The sequence below is a fragment of the Pseudomonas sp. HN8-3 genome (genome assembly GCF_020790195.1).
GTDB lineage: Bacteria > Pseudomonadota > Gammaproteobacteria > Pseudomonadales > Pseudomonadaceae > Aquipseudomonas > Aquipseudomonas synxantha_A.
In genome coordinates, this window is the sequence record NZ_CP086206.1 from 121,101 (window position 1) to 135,828 (window position 14,728).

Annotated in this window: 7 protein-coding genes and 3 rRNA genes; 6 read left to right on the forward strand and 4 right to left on the reverse strand. The window is 55.7% G+C overall.

Going from position 1 to position 14,728, the window contains the following annotated elements; all coding sequences use genetic code 11:
* Positions 1–8: 8 nt before the first annotated feature.
* The 4 genes from LJX92_RS00585 (at position 9) to LJX92_RS00600 (ending at position 5,564) form a co-directional block, all read left to right on the forward strand.
* Positions 9–2,900, forward strand: a 23S ribosomal RNA gene (locus LJX92_RS00585).
* A 169-nt stretch (positions 2,901–3,069) separates the two neighbouring features.
* A 5S ribosomal RNA gene (gene rrf, locus LJX92_RS00590) occupies positions 3,070–3,185 on the forward strand.
* Positions 3,186–3,294: 109 nt separating this feature from the next.
* Positions 3,295–3,410: ribosomal RNA gene (gene rrf, locus LJX92_RS00595) — 5S ribosomal RNA — on the forward strand.
* A 273-nt stretch (positions 3,411–3,683) separates the two neighbouring features.
* On the forward strand, positions 3,684–5,564 hold the full coding sequence (locus LJX92_RS00600) for a methyl-accepting chemotaxis protein (RefSeq protein ID WP_078819959.1): 1,881 nt from the start codon (positions 3,684–3,686) through the stop codon (positions 5,562–5,564).
* A 79-nt stretch (positions 5,565–5,643) separates the two neighbouring features.
* On the opposite strand, the gene LJX92_RS00605 is transcribed toward LJX92_RS00600, so the two are convergent.
* The 4 genes from LJX92_RS00605 to LJX92_RS00620 all read right to left on the reverse strand — a co-directional run bounded on the left by LJX92_RS00605 (position 5,644) and on the right by LJX92_RS00620 (position 11,792).
* Entirely contained in the window at positions 5,644–9,021 is a 3,378-nt protein-coding gene (locus tag LJX92_RS00605; protein ID WP_228309175.1) for an amino acid adenylation domain-containing protein, read from the reverse strand.
* Positions 9,009–9,965, reverse strand: a complete 957-nt coding sequence (locus tag LJX92_RS00610) for a diiron oxygenase (RefSeq protein ID WP_228309176.1) — start codon at positions 9,963–9,965, stop codon at positions 9,009–9,011. Before LJX92_RS00610 ends, LJX92_RS00605 begins: the two co-directional genes overlap by 13 nt.
* Positions 9,962–10,720, reverse strand: coding sequence for a DUF3050 domain-containing protein (locus tag LJX92_RS00615; RefSeq protein ID WP_228309177.1), 759 nt, complete (start codon positions 10,718–10,720; stop codon positions 9,962–9,964). The genes LJX92_RS00610 and LJX92_RS00615 overlap by 4 nt, the downstream gene beginning before the upstream one ends.
* A gap of 361 nt (positions 10,721–11,081) precedes the next feature.
* Entirely contained in the window at positions 11,082–11,792 is a 711-nt protein-coding gene (locus LJX92_RS00620) for a GntR family transcriptional regulator (protein ID WP_032878524.1), read from the reverse strand.
* 319 nt (positions 11,793–12,111) lie between these two features.
* On the opposite strand from LJX92_RS00620, the gene lapG reads away from it, so the two are divergent.
* Together lapG and lapD are read left to right on the forward strand one after the other, a co-directional pair.
* Positions 12,112–12,735, forward strand: coding sequence for a cysteine protease LapG (gene lapG, locus LJX92_RS00625; protein WP_371920302.1), 624 nt, complete (start codon positions 12,112–12,114; stop codon positions 12,733–12,735).
* A gap of 14 nt (positions 12,736–12,749) precedes the next feature.
* Positions 12,750–14,702: a cyclic di-GMP receptor LapD gene (gene lapD / locus LJX92_RS00630; protein WP_032878521.1), complete on the forward strand. Its 1,953-nt coding sequence runs from the start codon at positions 12,750–12,752 to the stop codon at positions 14,700–14,702.
* Positions 14,703–14,728: the final 26 nt, after the last annotated feature.

A 14,728-nucleotide genomic window follows, 5' to 3' on the forward strand; every position in this document is an offset into this window, starting at 1 on the left:
GGTTATATGGTCAAGTGAAGAAGCGCATACGGTGGATGCCTTGGCAGTCAGAGGCGATGAAAGACGTGGTAGCCTGCGAAAAGCTTCGGGGAGTCGGCAAACAGACTTTGATCCGGAGATGTCTGAATGGGGGAACCCAGCCATCATAAGATGGTTATCTTGTACTGAATACATAGGTGCAAGAGGCGAACCAGGGGAACTGAAACATCTAAGTACCCTGAGGAAAAGAAATCAACCGAGATTCCCTTAGTAGTGGCGAGCGAACGGGGACTAGCCCTTAAGTGGCTTTGAGATTAGCGGAACGCTCTGGAAAGTGCGGCCATAGTGGGTGATAGCCCTGTACGCGAAAATCTCTTAGTCATGAAATCGAGTAGGACGGAGCACGAGAAACTTTGTCTGAATATGGGGGGACCATCCTCCAAGGCTAAATACTACTGACTGACCGATAGTGAACTAGTACCGTGAGGGAAAGGCGAAAAGAACCCCGGAGAGGGGAGTGAAATAGATCCTGAAACCGTATGCGTACAAGCAGTGGGAGCCCACTTTGTTGGGTGACTGCGTACCTTTTGTATAATGGGTCAGCGACTTATTTTCAGTGGCGAGCTTAACCGAATAGGGGAGGCGTAGCGAAAGCGAGTCTTAATAGGGCGTCTAGTCGCTGGGAATAGACCCGAAACCGGGCGATCTATCCATGGGCAGGTTGAAGGTTGGGTAACACTAACTGGAGGACCGAACCGACTACCGTTGAAAAGTTAGCGGATGACCTGTGGATCGGAGTGAAAGGCTAATCAAGCTCGGAGATAGCTGGTTCTCCTCGAAAGCTATTTAGGTAGCGCCTCATGTATCACTGTAGGGGGTAGAGCACTGTTTCGGCTAGGGGGTCATCCCGACTTACCAAACCGATGCAAACTCCGAATACCTACAAGTGCCGAGCATGGGAGACACACGGCGGGTGCTAACGTCCGTCGTGAAAAGGGAAACAACCCAGACCGTCAGCTAAGGTCCCAAAGTTATGGTTAAGTGGGAAACGATGTGGGAAGGCTTAGACAGCTAGGAGGTTGGCTTAGAAGCAGCCACCCTTTAAAGAAAGCGTAATAGCTCACTAGTCGAGTCGGCCTGCGCGGAAGATGTAACGGGGCTCAAACCATACACCGAAGCTACGGGTATCACGTAAGTGATGCGGTAGAGGAGCGTTCTGTAAGCCTGTGAAGGTGAGTTGAGAAGCTTGCTGGAGGTATCAGAAGTGCGAATGCTGACATGAGTAACGACAATGGGTGTGAAAAACACCCACGCCGAAAGACCAAGGTTTCCTGCGCAACGTTAATCGACGCAGGGTTAGTCGGTCCCTAAGGCGAGGCTGAAAAGCGTAGTCGATGGAAAACAGGTTAATATTCCTGTACTTCTGGTTATTGCGATGGAGGGACGGAGAAGGCTAGGCCAGCTTGGCGTTGGTTGTCCAAGTTTAAGGTGGTAGGCTGGAATCTTAGGTAAATCCGGGATTCTAAGGCCGAGAGCTGATGACGAGTTAACTTTTAGTTAACGAAGTGGTTGATGCCATGCTTCCAAGAAAAGCTTCTAAGCTTCAGGTAACCAGGAACCGTACCCCAAACCGACACAGGTGGTTGGGTAGAGAATACCAAGGCGCTTGAGAGAACTCGGGTGAAGGAACTAGGCAAAATGGCACCGTAACTTCGGGAGAAGGTGCGCCGGTGAGGGTGAAGGACTTGCTCCGTAAGCTCATGCCGGTCGAAGATACCAGGCCGCTGCGACTGTTTATTAAAAACACAGCACTCTGCAAACACGAAAGTGGACGTATAGGGTGTGACGCCTGCCCGGTGCCGGAAGGTTAATTGATGGGGTTAGCTAACGCGAAGCTCTTGATCGAAGCCCCGGTAAACGGCGGCCGTAACTATAACGGTCCTAAGGTAGCGAAATTCCTTGTCGGGTAAGTTCCGACCTGCACGAATGGCGTAACGATGGCGGCGCTGTCTCCACCCGAGACTCAGTGAAATTGAAATCGCTGTGAAGATGCAGTGTATCCGCGGCTAGACGGAAAGACCCCGTGAACCTTTACTATAGCTTTGCACTGGACTTTGAATTTGCTTGTGTAGGATAGGTGGGAGGCTTTGAAGCGTGGACGCCAGTCTGCGTGGAGCCAACCTTGAAATACCACCCTGGCAACTTTGAGGTTCTAACTCAGGTCCGTTATCCGGATCGAGGACAGTGTATGGTGGGTAGTTTGACTGGGGCGGTCTCCTCCTAAAGAGTAACGGAGGAGTACGAAGGTGCGCTCAGACCGGTCGGAAATCGGTCGTAGAGTATAAAGGCAAAAGCGCGCTTGACTGCGAGACAGACACGTCGAGCAGGTACGAAAGTAGGTCTTAGTGATCCGGTGGTTCTGTATGGAAGGGCCATCGCTCAACGGATAAAAGGTACTCCGGGGATAACAGGCTGATACCGCCCAAGAGTTCATATCGACGGCGGTGTTTGGCACCTCGATGTCGGCTCATCACATCCTGGGGCTGAAGCCGGTCCCAAGGGTATGGCTGTTCGCCATTTAAAGTGGTACGCGAGCTGGGTTTAGAACGTCGTGAGACAGTTCGGTCCCTATCTGCCGTGGACGTTTGAGATTTGAGAGGGGCTGCTCCTAGTACGAGAGGACCGGAGTGGACGAACCTCTGGTGTTCCGGTTGTCACGCCAGTGGCATTGCCGGGTAGCTATGTTCGGAATAGATAACCGCTGAAAGCATCTAAGCGGGAAACTAGCCTCAAGATGAGATCTCACTGGAACCTTGAGTTCCCTGAAGGGCCGTCGAAGACTACGACGTTGATAGGTTGGGTGTGTAAGCGCTGTGAGGCGTTGAGCTAACCAATACTAATTGCCCGTGAGGCTTGACCATATAACACCCAAGCAATTTGCATGCTCTGAGCTGAAAAGCGAAAGAGACCAGATTGCGGTGTGTGAAGACGCAATGAACCGAAAGTTCGACGCTCACAAAACACCGAAACCTATCACATACCCAATTTGCTGAAGCGAGACCAACTGGTCGCGACTCAGTACCCGAATTTCTTGACGACCATAGAGCATTGGAACCACCTGATCCCATCCCGAACTCAGCAGTGAAACGATGCATCGCCGATGGTAGTGTGGGGTTTCCCCATGTGAGAGTAGGTCATCGTCAAGATTAAATTCCGAAACCCCTGTTTGCTAACGCAAACAGGGGTTTTGTTTATGTAGAAGCTCATGAATTTCACCGGCACGTTGCCAACGCAACGGTCTGGTACACAGAATTTCTTGACGACCATAGAGCATTGGAACCACCTGATCCCATCCCGAACTCAGCAGTGAAACGATGCATCGCCGATGGTAGTGTGGGGTTTCCCCATGTGAGAGTAGGTCATCGTCAAGATTGAATTCCGAAACCCCTGTCTGCTAACGCAGACAGGGGTTTTGTCGTTTAAGGCTCTATGTCACACCCTCCCGCCTTCACCTACCGCCTGTCGGTTTCCTACGCAAAAAGAAGATGCTTCACACAAATTTCTAAGCTTTGCCGATGTTTGGCCGAAAGCCTGACGAGCCATGCGTGCACCGAAATAGAGCGACCGCAGAGTCCGCCTATCCCGTTACATGGAATGTTCCACTCGGCACGCTCACCCCCCTTTGGCAAAAAGAAGTCGATGAAATGAATCTCAAGTTCAGTCATAAAATTCTGTTGGCCGCGTCAGGCGTCGTGGTTTTAGCCTTCGCGTTATTCACCCTGTACAACGACTACCTGCAACGCAGCACGATCAGGCAAAACCTGGCCTCGTCTATCCAGCAATCCGGCGAGCTTACCGCCAGCAGTGTGCAGAACTGGCTCAGTGGTCGCATCCTGGTCCTCGAGAACCTGGCGCAGAACGTTGCCCATCAAGGCAGTGCCGTCGATCTTCCTGGGTTGGTGGATCAGCCAGCGTTTACCTCCAACTTCCAGTTCACCTACGTGGGCCAAACCAATGGGGTATTCACACAACGCCCTGACGCGAAGATGCCTGAGGACTACGACCCTCGTCAGCGCCCTTGGTACAAGCAGGCGGTGGTAGCGGACAAAACAATGCTTACCCCGCCTTATATGGCGGCTGTAGGCGGTCAGATCGTGACAATTGCCATGCCGGTGAAAAAGAACGGCGAACTGTTGGGTGTTGTTGGGGGTGACCTTAGCCTGCAAACTCTGGTGAAGATCATCAACTCGGTTGACTTCGGCGGCATTGGCCATGCGTTTCTGGTCAGTGGTGATGGTCAGGTCATCGTGAGTCCTGACCAGGACCAGGTGATGAAAAATCTCAAGGACATCTACCCTGGCACCAACGTACGTATCGAGAAGCTTAACCAGGACGTTGTTCTCAATGGCCAGGATCGTATTCTTTCGTTCACGCCTATCAGCGGTTTGCCCGGCGCCGACTGGTACATCGGTCTATCCATTGATAAAGAAAAAGCCTACGCCCCGCTGGGCAAGTTCCGTACCTCGGCTTTGATTGCAATGTTGATCGCCGTTGTGGCCATTGCGGTGCTCTTGAGCCTGTTGATTCAAGTGTTGCTGCGTCCGTTGACCACCATGGGCGTCGCCATGCAGGACATCGCCCAAGGCGAAGGCGATTTGACCCGACGACTCGCAGTGACCAGCAAAGACGAATTCGGCGAAGTCGGCAGTGCATTCAATCAATTCGTCGAACGCATCCACGCCTCGATTTCCGAGGTGTCTTCGGCAACGCGTCAGGTGCATGATTTGTCCCAGCGCGTAATGGCATCGTCCAATGCTTCGATCATCGGTTCCGACGAACAGAGTGCGCGTACCAACAGCGTAGCTGCGGCCATCAACGAACTGGGCGCTGCCACCCAGGAAATCGCCCGCAATGCAGCAGATGCTTCGCAGCACGCCAGCGGTGCCAGCGAACAGGCTGACGATGGCCGCAAAGTGGTTGAGCAAACCATCCTGGCGATGTCGGAGCTGTCGCAGAAGATCAGTCTGTCCTGCACTCAGATCGAAACCCTTAACGCCAGTACCGACAACATCGGGCATATTCTGGATGTGATCAAAGGCATTTCCCAGCAGACCAACTTGCTCGCCCTCAATGCGGCAATTGAAGCCGCCCGTGCTGGCGAAGCCGGGCGTGGGTTCGCCGTAGTGGCAGATGAAGTGCGCAACCTGGCACACCGTACCCAAGAGTCGGCAGAGGAGATCCACAAGATGATCACTTCGTTGCAGGTGGGCTCGCGTGAAGCAGTGACCACCATGAATGCCAGCCAGACTTCCAGCGAAGAAAGCGTTGAAGTGGCCAACCAGGCGGGTGAGCGCCTGATCAGCGTGACGCAGCGTATCGTTGAGATTGATGGAATGAACCAGTCGGTTGCAGCTGCCACCGAAGAGCAGACCGCTGTCGTTGAAACCCTCAACGTCGACATCAACCAGATCAACCTGTTGAACCAGCAGGGTGTGGCTAACCTCAACGAGACGCTCAAAGACTGCGATGCACTGTCCCAGCAGGCCAGTCGATTGAAGCAATTGGTTGATAGCTTCAAGATCTGATCCTGTTTGCATCGGAGCGAGGCCTCTCGCTCCGAATGCTGATTGGCGCAGTAGTGTCGTCGGCAATTTCTGAAGCTGTTCAGAGGAAGCTGATGGCCCTGAGGTAATCACAGCCTTTGCGTAACAGCGCCGGGCTCTTTGACGGATAGTCCATACCCATTCTTTCCAGACCCCATCGGGCATTGTCGTAACGGATCATCGACGTATCGCCGATGTCTTCGTCCAGTTCGTCCAGGTAGAAACCCAGCACACCGAACAACGCGTTATCACGGCCAACCGTTCGCAGCGCCTGCTGCCAGTCTTCAACGCTTACCCGGTCGAAGGCGTGCCCGACCTGGCTGAATGCGTCGAGGTACTTATCCCAGCTCAAGGGCTGTGGGTTGTGCAGGTTGAATACGTTTCGCCCAAAGGCAAATTGGGCGCTGTGGAAGGCTATGAAGCCGGCCAGGAAATCCACCGGCATCAGATCGAAGTTCACCTCCAACCGGGGGACCAGCCCCAATTGCATAGACCCCTTGAGCATCAGCATCAGGCGGTTCTTCTGCGGTTGGCAGACGCCGTTCTGGCTGTTGAAACTAATATTTCCCGGCCGATGAATATTGACCCAGGCCCCTTGTTCGACGGCCCTTCCCAACAATCGCTCAGCTACCCATTTCGAGAGGTTGTAGCCATTTTTCACATACAGTGGCTGCGCGCGCCCGGCGGGCGATTCAAGGACGTGCCCATCGGCGTCCACGCTGCTGCAGGCCGACAGCGTCGAGATGAAATTAAGTACCTTCTTACAGTGGGTTTCGCAGAGGCGCAGGCACTCAAACACCGGCTCGACGTTGTCCCTGGCGAGTGACGCATAGTCCAGTACATGATTGACCTGTGCGGCGTTATGCACCAGCACACCATAATGACGGGCAAGATAGTCATACACATTGCCGGCCAAGCCCAGGCGGGGTTCGCGCATGTCAGCGGCATACACCCGCACTCGGCTCAGGTCCAAATGTTCCAGGCGGTATTCCCGCAGTGCCTGGGTGAATCGCCCCGCCGCTGAATGCCCGGGCAGTTCCCGCACCAGACATGCTACTTCCAGCGCCCCGCCGGCCAGTAGCGCTTGGACGATATGTACCCCGACAAAACTGTTCGCCCCGGTGACGATCGCTTTGCGTGGGTCACCCATGTGGGTATCAGGCAGCACCTCGATCCCCAGCATTCTTGCTGCATCTTTTTCCATCCGGTGGGTAGGGGTATCAGGCAGCGCCCCGCCGTCCATCAGTGCGGCCAACGTGCGGATGGTCGGTGTCTCGAAAAAGGGGCTCAGGCAGAAGCTACGGCCAAACTGCTCACGCAGGCGCAACAATAGGCTCGACAACAGGATGGAGTGGCCGCCGAGGTTGAAGAAACTGTCATCGATCGAAAGTTCGCCTGCGGATAAGGCCAACAACTCTGCCCATAAGTCCACCAACTGTGCCTGCAGAGGTGTTTGTACAGGGCTGCAAGTCGCCCCGGCGAGCGTGGATATTGGCAGGGCCAATAATGCCTTCCGATCGACCTTGCCGTTACTCGTACCGGGCAGACAGGCCAACTCGCTCCAGGCGACCGGCTGCATATGTACAGGCAACCACTGCCGGGCATGTTCCTTCAGGCTCTGCAGCGTAGCGCCGGGTTCGGGCTGGGCGGCAAAACCTATGACTCTGTGCGTCGGATCGATCACCACTGCCACTTGGCGAAACAATCGACTGTTGCGCAGGCATTGCTCAATCTCCTGAGGCTCGACTCTAAAACCACGGATCTTGACTTGATCATCCCGACGCCCGCCGAGCTCGATGCCATCTTGCGTCCATTTCGCCAAATCGCCGCTGCGGTAAGCCTTGAGAACCTGTCCATTCGGCAGCCTCAGCGTAACGAATGGACTGTCGGGTTGCGGCGGTGCATTCCAATAGCCGAGGCTGACGCCTGGACCGGCAATGTACAAATCGCCCGTGACCTGTTCATCCACCGGTTGCAGGTTTTCATCGAGGATTAACACCTGACTGTTGGCGATGGGGTAGCCGATGTTGCGATGGCTATCACCTTGTTGGAATACCCGGTGTGTTGCCAACACCGTGGTCTCGGTGGGCCCATAAAGGTTATGCAACTGACATTGCCCCGCCAGTTGTTCGATCACATAGGGCTCGCAGAAATCGCCGCCGGTAAGCAAGTGAGTAAGGCCCAGTGGCTTATCCAGCGGCAGAATGCTGAGCAGCGCCGGTGGCAGAAATCCATGACTGATGCGTTGCTGGCGAATCAGCTCTACCAGTTGGTGAGGGTCGTGACGTTGATCTGCGCTGGGGACAATCAATTCAGCGCCGGCGATCAAGGCCGAGAAAATATCGATCAATGACGAGTCGAAGCCCAGTGGCGAAAACTGCAGGACGCGACTGTGTTGATCCAACCCCACACAGGTTGTGAGCCACGCGCTGAAATGCGCCAGATTGTAGTGGCTCAGGAGTACACACTTGGGCTGGCCGGTGGTCCCCGACGTGAACAAGGCCATGCAAGGCTCGTCGGCAAGGGGGTGATGGTGCATCAGCGGTTGTGTCGCGTCGACGTCGTGCACAGCGATTTTGCTGACATCAAGGGACGCGAAGCCATCTCGCAAAGGATGCTGACCGTTATCCAGCAGCACACAGGCCTGGAGGCTTTCCAACATGCTGTGCTGACGTTGCACCGGATGATCCGGAGCCAACGGCAAATACACACAGCCGCAACCCAATACCGCAAGAATACTTGCATACAGCTCGGTGGATTTTTCCAGGCACACACCGATCACCGGTGGTGCCTGCACACCTTCGAGCAAAGGAAGCAGGCGTTGCTGGATCGCTATGGCATGGCGATGAAGTTGCTGATAAGTCAGCATGTCCCCCGCGATATTCAACGCTGTTCGATTCGCGAAGGTCTCAAGACTGGCCTGCAGCGCTTCAATCATGGGCATCTGGGCTGCCCGCAGTAAAGCCGGGTCTGTCGTGCGGTTGAACCGGTGCATGAATGCCACTGCTTCCAGCCCTTGCAGGCCCTGTTCGGGCCAGTCGTTAGCGGTAGCGGCTATAGAGAAATAACCTGGATCCCTTGAAAAACCACAGACCAACCAAGCTGCCCACTCCACCAATGCGTTCGTTGCCTGCTGGTGTAATCGCTGGCCGTTGCCGCTGGGTTCCTCGGCGACGCCCTGCACAGCCAACAGGCGGCGCTCGCGGTCATAGCAGCGCAACTGCAGCGAGGGCAGCCCGTGCTCGGATAACGGGCCGATACCCACGCGCAGGCTTATCCATGGCACGTCGGTTGGCAATGGCGGCAGTGGCTGCCCCCCATCTTCAATTATCAGGTCGACGGACCCTGCTCCTGCGATATGCCCGTATTGCTCCAGCACTTGCTTGAGCTCGTCCAGGGCTTTGCTGGAGGCACTCCACGCGATCTTTAAACGCCGCATGCCAACCTCCCTGGTACCGGCAGGTAGGCGCTCAGTGCCTGGGCGACGCTGGGCGTTTGCAGTACACCGCTTTGGCGCAGCAACCCCATGATATTGGCCACCAGTGGATGTTGGTGGGTGATGGGAAAATCCAGCGCATGGATTTCATGACGTAGCGCAAGACGAGTATCGGCACTGATGTCCAGGTGTTCGATCAGTTGCAGGTCGAAGTCTTGTTGTAGATCGTTGGTCAGGTAGCGCGCCAGGAAAACAGGCAGCGCTTGAGCGATGCTGTCGCGATCTTGCGGGGTTGCCGACTGCCAGTAAATACTCACCAACTGAGCCCAGAACCGCGCATGACGGCCCTCATCGAACAGGTGATCGGCCATCAGGCCGCGCACAGACGATTTGACGCTGGCGTCTTTTGAGAAAGCTGCCACATCATGGGTAACGGTGTTTTCAGCAATAGCCACGGCGATTAGTTCAACGGCATCGTGCAAGTGCGCCGGCACCTTTGCCTGCGCTGTCGGTAGCGCGCAGCTCAATTCAATTTGCCCGGGTAGATTGAGCGGTTCGATCCCGGTCATTTCCACGGCTTGCTGAAGAAAATCCAGCGCGACCAACGCGTGGTAATCCTCGTCCACAACGACCGTCATCGCGTCGTAGCGGCAAGCGAGTGGGAAGGGCAGGGAGAAGCGGTTTTTCGCGATGCTGCGAGCGGTCTTGTCGACGATTTCGGTTTCGAAGATCACCACATCATTGACGAATTTATAGAAGCTCTGCGTCAGCACAAAGTCGCGCCACTGCGGGCAGTGTTCAAGGAAAGTTGCACTCAGTACCAGCGGTTGCCGGCACAGGGGAAAGATGAGTTTGCCGTCGTTTTCCAGTACGCGTCGGGGGCGTGTGCGGATGGTAGCGCGACGCTCCCAATCATCGGCAAAGGATTGGTAATTGACGGCGTTCATGGGCGAACCTCTTGCAGCGAGGCCAGTACACTGTCCCAGAACATAATACGGCGCTCCACGGCGCCAAGGGCGGTGCTATCGGCTTGTTTCTGGCGAAGCGGATCTGTGCCGATCAAGCGCTGGAGCAACTGTTCTGCCGCTGGCCCATGGTCGTGGCTGTCCACTTCGATATGGCGGTTGAGGTAGTGGAAGAAGGTAGGTGTTTCACGCTCAATGAACGCGTTGCTGTGCATCAAGCCTTCAAACATCGAGGGAATGACACTCTCGCGTCCATGCAGGAAGGCCGCCGCCACACAGTGGGTGGGCGCACTGAGCGCGATTTGCAATGTGCTGTCGACAAATGACACCACGCTACGGGGCGCATCGATCATCTGCAAAGCCGCGCTGACTTCCACGCCCTGATGCTGCAGATCAATGAGCCGTGTGATGGCGGCGGTGTTGGCGCCTACCTCTGTCATGGCGTCCAGGTAAAGCTCGAAATGACTGCAATGGCCGCCTGTTGGATGCTCATCCGATTCCTCGCCCAGCACAATTTCATTGATCAAGCGGGCAGCGTGGGGGTCTGCGGGAGGGAGCCAAGGGATCTGAGTGCACGTCAGGTCTTGTTGCAGGCGCTTGGTCAGAGTCATGAAGTCCCAAACGGCGAACACATGGTGCTCCATAAAGTGTCGTAACTTGGCGAGTGAGGTTATTTCTATAAATAACGGATGGCCGAAAAGTTTTTGTTTTCTTTGTTCGATAAAATGTTGATGCATGGTTGACGCCTATAAGTTGTTGCGAGTGCTCTAAAAGCAGTGTTGGAGTTTTTTTAGTTGTGTTGGAGATGTAACGTTTAGTCAAGGCCGCGCAGGTAGCGCAACCTTGATAGAGTTGTGCCCAGCGGATGAAGGGGTGCGGTTGGTCGGGCGAAGATAATAAGCTGATTAAACGTTAGGGGAGGATTATAAAAGTATTAGATGTTTTGTCCGCAAGCTGTTGCAGGAGTAACGGGTTGTTGAAGTGTGGGAGAGTTCTTCGGTGTTAGTAGTTTTGTAAATTTTACTGCCTGTCATTATGGTAACTTTCCTGATGGAAAGTTACCCCGCATAGTGTAATGGTCAGCGAATAACGAAGGCCCTATTGCGCGAATTTTTTGTCGGCGCTTTCGAGACCCTTGAGGTAGTTAGCGATCACTTCCATACCCCGCATCAAGTGATTACGCAGCGTCAGAATGCTCTCGTCGATCTTCTTCTGCGCCACCAGGCTCAACAGTTCACGGTGATCCTCCTGAGACGTTTCGCCCAATCCCATCGCTTCAAGATTGAAGCGCAGAAAGCGTTCCTCTTCATTCAGCCCGTGCTCCACCAGATCGAGCAGTCGCTGATTGGGTGCCTTGCCGTACAAGACCATGTGAAACAGGCGATTGAGGCGGCCAATCTCTCTGTAGTCTTTCTCACATTCCAGCGCATTGATACAGGCCTCAGCCTCGGCAAGATCGGCGTCACTGAGCAACGGGATCGACAAGCGCAGGGCTTCAGATTCGAGCAACATGCGCAGTGCATAGGTCTCAGCCGAATTGTCCTCGATCAACGGCGCCACCACGGCCCCCTTGTGGGTCACCACATGCAGCAGGGATTGCGCCTCCAGTTGGCGCAAGGCTTCGCGCACGGGCATACGGCTGACGCCGAACAGACTCGCCAGTTCCTGCTGGCGCATCGCGGTGCCACAGGGTAATCGCCCATCGAGGATGGCGTTGCGCAACGTTTCTTCAATGACGGCGCGAGCAAGATGGGCGGGAATAGGCCCGCTTATTTTGATGCTGCTTAAAGGGTTCGGCTTCTGCGTCACGGTTACGCTATCCTCCTTTCTTGAATAACAGTGTGGTCAATTGGATCCAATGCACACTAAAGACGGCCCAAGCGCTTGTCAAACAGCCAAAGTTTCCGTTTGTAAGGGCTTACACAGCATACTTTGTGTCTCCCACAAGGGGCGGTTATAAACTCGGTCCTCCTATGAATGATTGCACTGTGCCATTGTTTTTTGTAGGGCCAGGCTTCACCATTCCTCGAAATTCCGTCTCTTTCATGGACAGAGCGCCTTGGCGGTAAGTTTTATTCCCTATCGAGTTCTTTGCTGGCTGTTATCAGCAATTCTGTTGGCCGGCTTGATGCTTGGCGGGCTGCGTGCCGATTGGGATTTCTCTCAGATCAGCCGCAAGGCTACCGCCGTGTACGGGCCGCTCGGCGAAGGGCAGCAGCGTATCGACGCCTGGCAGCGGCTATTGGCGAGCCAAAAACAGGTCAGCGAGCCGGAGCAGCTCAAGGTCGTGAATTTGTTCTTCAACAAGCAAATGACCTACGTGGAAGACATCGACCTCTGGCACGCTGTCGATTATTGGGAGACGCCCGTCGAGGCCCTTTGGAAGGGGGCCGGTGACTGTGAAGACTACGCGATCGCAAAGTATTTCAGTTTGCGTCATCTGGGTGTGTCCAGCGACAAATTACGCATTACCTACGTCAAGGCTTTACGGCAGAATCGCGCGCACATGGTTCTGACCTATTATTCGACGCCTGACGCAATCCCGCTGGTGCTCGACAGCCTGATGGACGAAATCCTGCCGGCTACCCGCCGCACCGATTTGGTCCCGGTGTATTCATTCAACGCCGAGGGCTTGTACTTGCCCGGCGCCAAGGGCAACAAGAAAGTCGGTGATACCAAACGCTTGTCGCGCTGGCAGGATGTGTTGAGAAAAATGCGTGCGGAAGGCTTCCCAGCCGAGCCTGCCAACTAGGAGTAACTGATCGGATGTCTCTGTTCAAACAACTATTGATCGCAATCTGTCTGTTCCTGGTGGTCGCCTTCAGCGGCAGTTTCATGGTCAGCCTGGAAAGCTCGCGCACCCAATACGTCAACCAGCTGCGTTCCCATGCCCAGGATGCCGCGACGGCATTGGCGCTGTCGTTGACCCCCAATATCGACGACCCGGCCATGGTGGAGCTGCTGGTCAGCTCGATCTTCGACAGCGGCTACTACGCCAGCATCCGTGTGGTGGACTTGGCGACGGATAAAACCATCGTCGAGCGCAGCGGCATTCCTGATAACAACGGCGTGCCCAACTGGTTCGTAAAGTTGATCGGCCTGGAGCCGGCAGGTGGTGATGCGCTGGTTAGCCGTGGCTGGGAGCAGGCGGCGCGAGTCGAAGTGGTCAGCCATCCAATGTTCGCCCTGGCCAAGCTCTGGCAAAGCGCCTTGGGCAGCCTGGGCTGGCTACTGCTGTGCGGTGCGGTCAGTGTGGTGCTCGGTGGGCTGTTGCTGCGCCGGCAATTGAAGCCGTTGGACTACATGGTCAAACAGTCCCACGCGATTGCCCGCCGAGAATTCCTCAGTCTGCCCGACCTGCCTCGCACGCCGGAACTGCGGCGAGTGGTGCAAGCCATGAACCAGATGGTGGAAAAGCTCAAGGCGTTGTTCCAGGAACAGGCCGAACGCAGCGAAAAACTGCGCACCGAGTCCTATCAGGACAACCTCACCGGCCTCGCTAACCGGCGTTATTTCGAAATGCAGCTCAACGCCCGTGTCAGTAACCCGGAAGACACCAACTCCGGTTACTTGCTGCTGCTGCGGGTCAAGGACCTTGCCGGCCTCAACCAACGCCTGGGCGGCCAGCGCACCGACCAATTGCTGCAAGCGGTCGGCCAACAACTGCTGCGTCAGTGCGAGCCGTACCCGGAAACCCATAACCTCGTTACCCGTATCCGCGGCGGCGAGTTCGCTGTGCTGGCACCGGGATTGATGCGTGAAGAAGCGCTGCAATTGGCGCAGAACCTGGAGAGCACCTTGCTCAGCTTGCAGGCGACCGGCGCCAGCGATGTGATGCCGGTGGCCTATATCGGCCTGGCGCCGTTCAGCCATGGCGATGCACCCCAAGCACTGCTGACCCTCGCCGATCAGGCGCTGGCCCAGGCCGAAGCGCAGGGCGACACAAGTTGGGTGTGCCTGGACAGCAGCGCCGCCGCCAGCGTCGGTGACGATCACCATGCCTGGCACACGTTGTTGGACCGGGCCCTGACCCAGCAGCGCTTCCAGCTGTACTTCCAGCCGGTCGTCGCCAGCCAGGACCCACAATTGGTCTTGCATTACAAAGTACTGTCGCGCCTGCAGGACGAGGAAGGCCACACGATACCGGCCGGGCGCTTTCTGCCGTGGCTCGAGCGCTTCGGCTGGTCGGCCCGCCTGGACCGTTTGATGCTGGAACAAGTCCTCAAGCAGATGGCCAGCCACAACCATAACCTGGCGCTGAACCTCTCGGCCGCAACGTTCCAGGATACCCAGGCCCTGAATCGGATTTATGACCTGCTGCGCCAGCACAGCAACCTGGGCTCACGCCTCACCCTGGAGATTGGTGAAGAGCAACTCCCCGAGCAGCCGGTGCTGGAACAGATGACCCACCGCCTGCGCGAGCTGGGTTTTTCCCTCAGCCTGCAGCGTTTTGGTGGGCGGTTCAGCATGATCGGCAACCTGGCACGCCTGGGCCTGGCCTACCTGAAGATCGATGGCAGCTACATTCGCGACATCGACCAGGAAAGTGACAAGCGTCTGTTTATCGAAGCCATCCAGCGCGCAGCCCACAGCATCGATCTGCCGTTGATTGCCGAACGTGTGGAGACCGAGGGCGAGCTGAAGGTCATTCGCGAGATGGGGATTTTTGGTGTGCAGGGCCAGCTGTTTGGCGAGCCTGCGCCCTGGAAATCACACTGACATCAGGACATTCAAATGTGGGAGGA

Excerpts from the sequence above, each read along its gene's own strand:
- LJX92_RS00600 (WP_078819959.1), top strand. The coding sequence starts at position 3,684 with ATGAATCTCAAGTTCAGTCATAAAATTCTGTTGGCCGCGTCAGGCGTC.
- LJX92_RS00605 (WP_228309175.1), bottom strand. The coding sequence starts at position 9,021 with ATGCGGCGTTTAAAGATCGCGTGGAGTGCCTCCAGCAAAGCCCTGGAC.
- LJX92_RS00610 (WP_228309176.1), bottom strand. The coding sequence starts at position 9,965 with ATGAACGCCGTCAATTACCAATCCTTTGCCGATGATTGGGAGCGTCGC.
- LJX92_RS00615 (WP_228309177.1), bottom strand. The coding sequence starts at position 10,720 with ATGCATCAACATTTTATCGAACAAAGAAAACAAAAACTTTTCGGCCAT.
- lapG (WP_371920302.1), top strand. The coding sequence starts at position 12,112 with ATGCTTGGCGGGCTGCGTGCCGATTGGGATTTCTCTCAGATCAGCCGC.
- lapD (WP_032878521.1), top strand. The coding sequence starts at position 12,750 with ATGTCTCTGTTCAAACAACTATTGATCGCAATCTGTCTGTTCCTGGTG.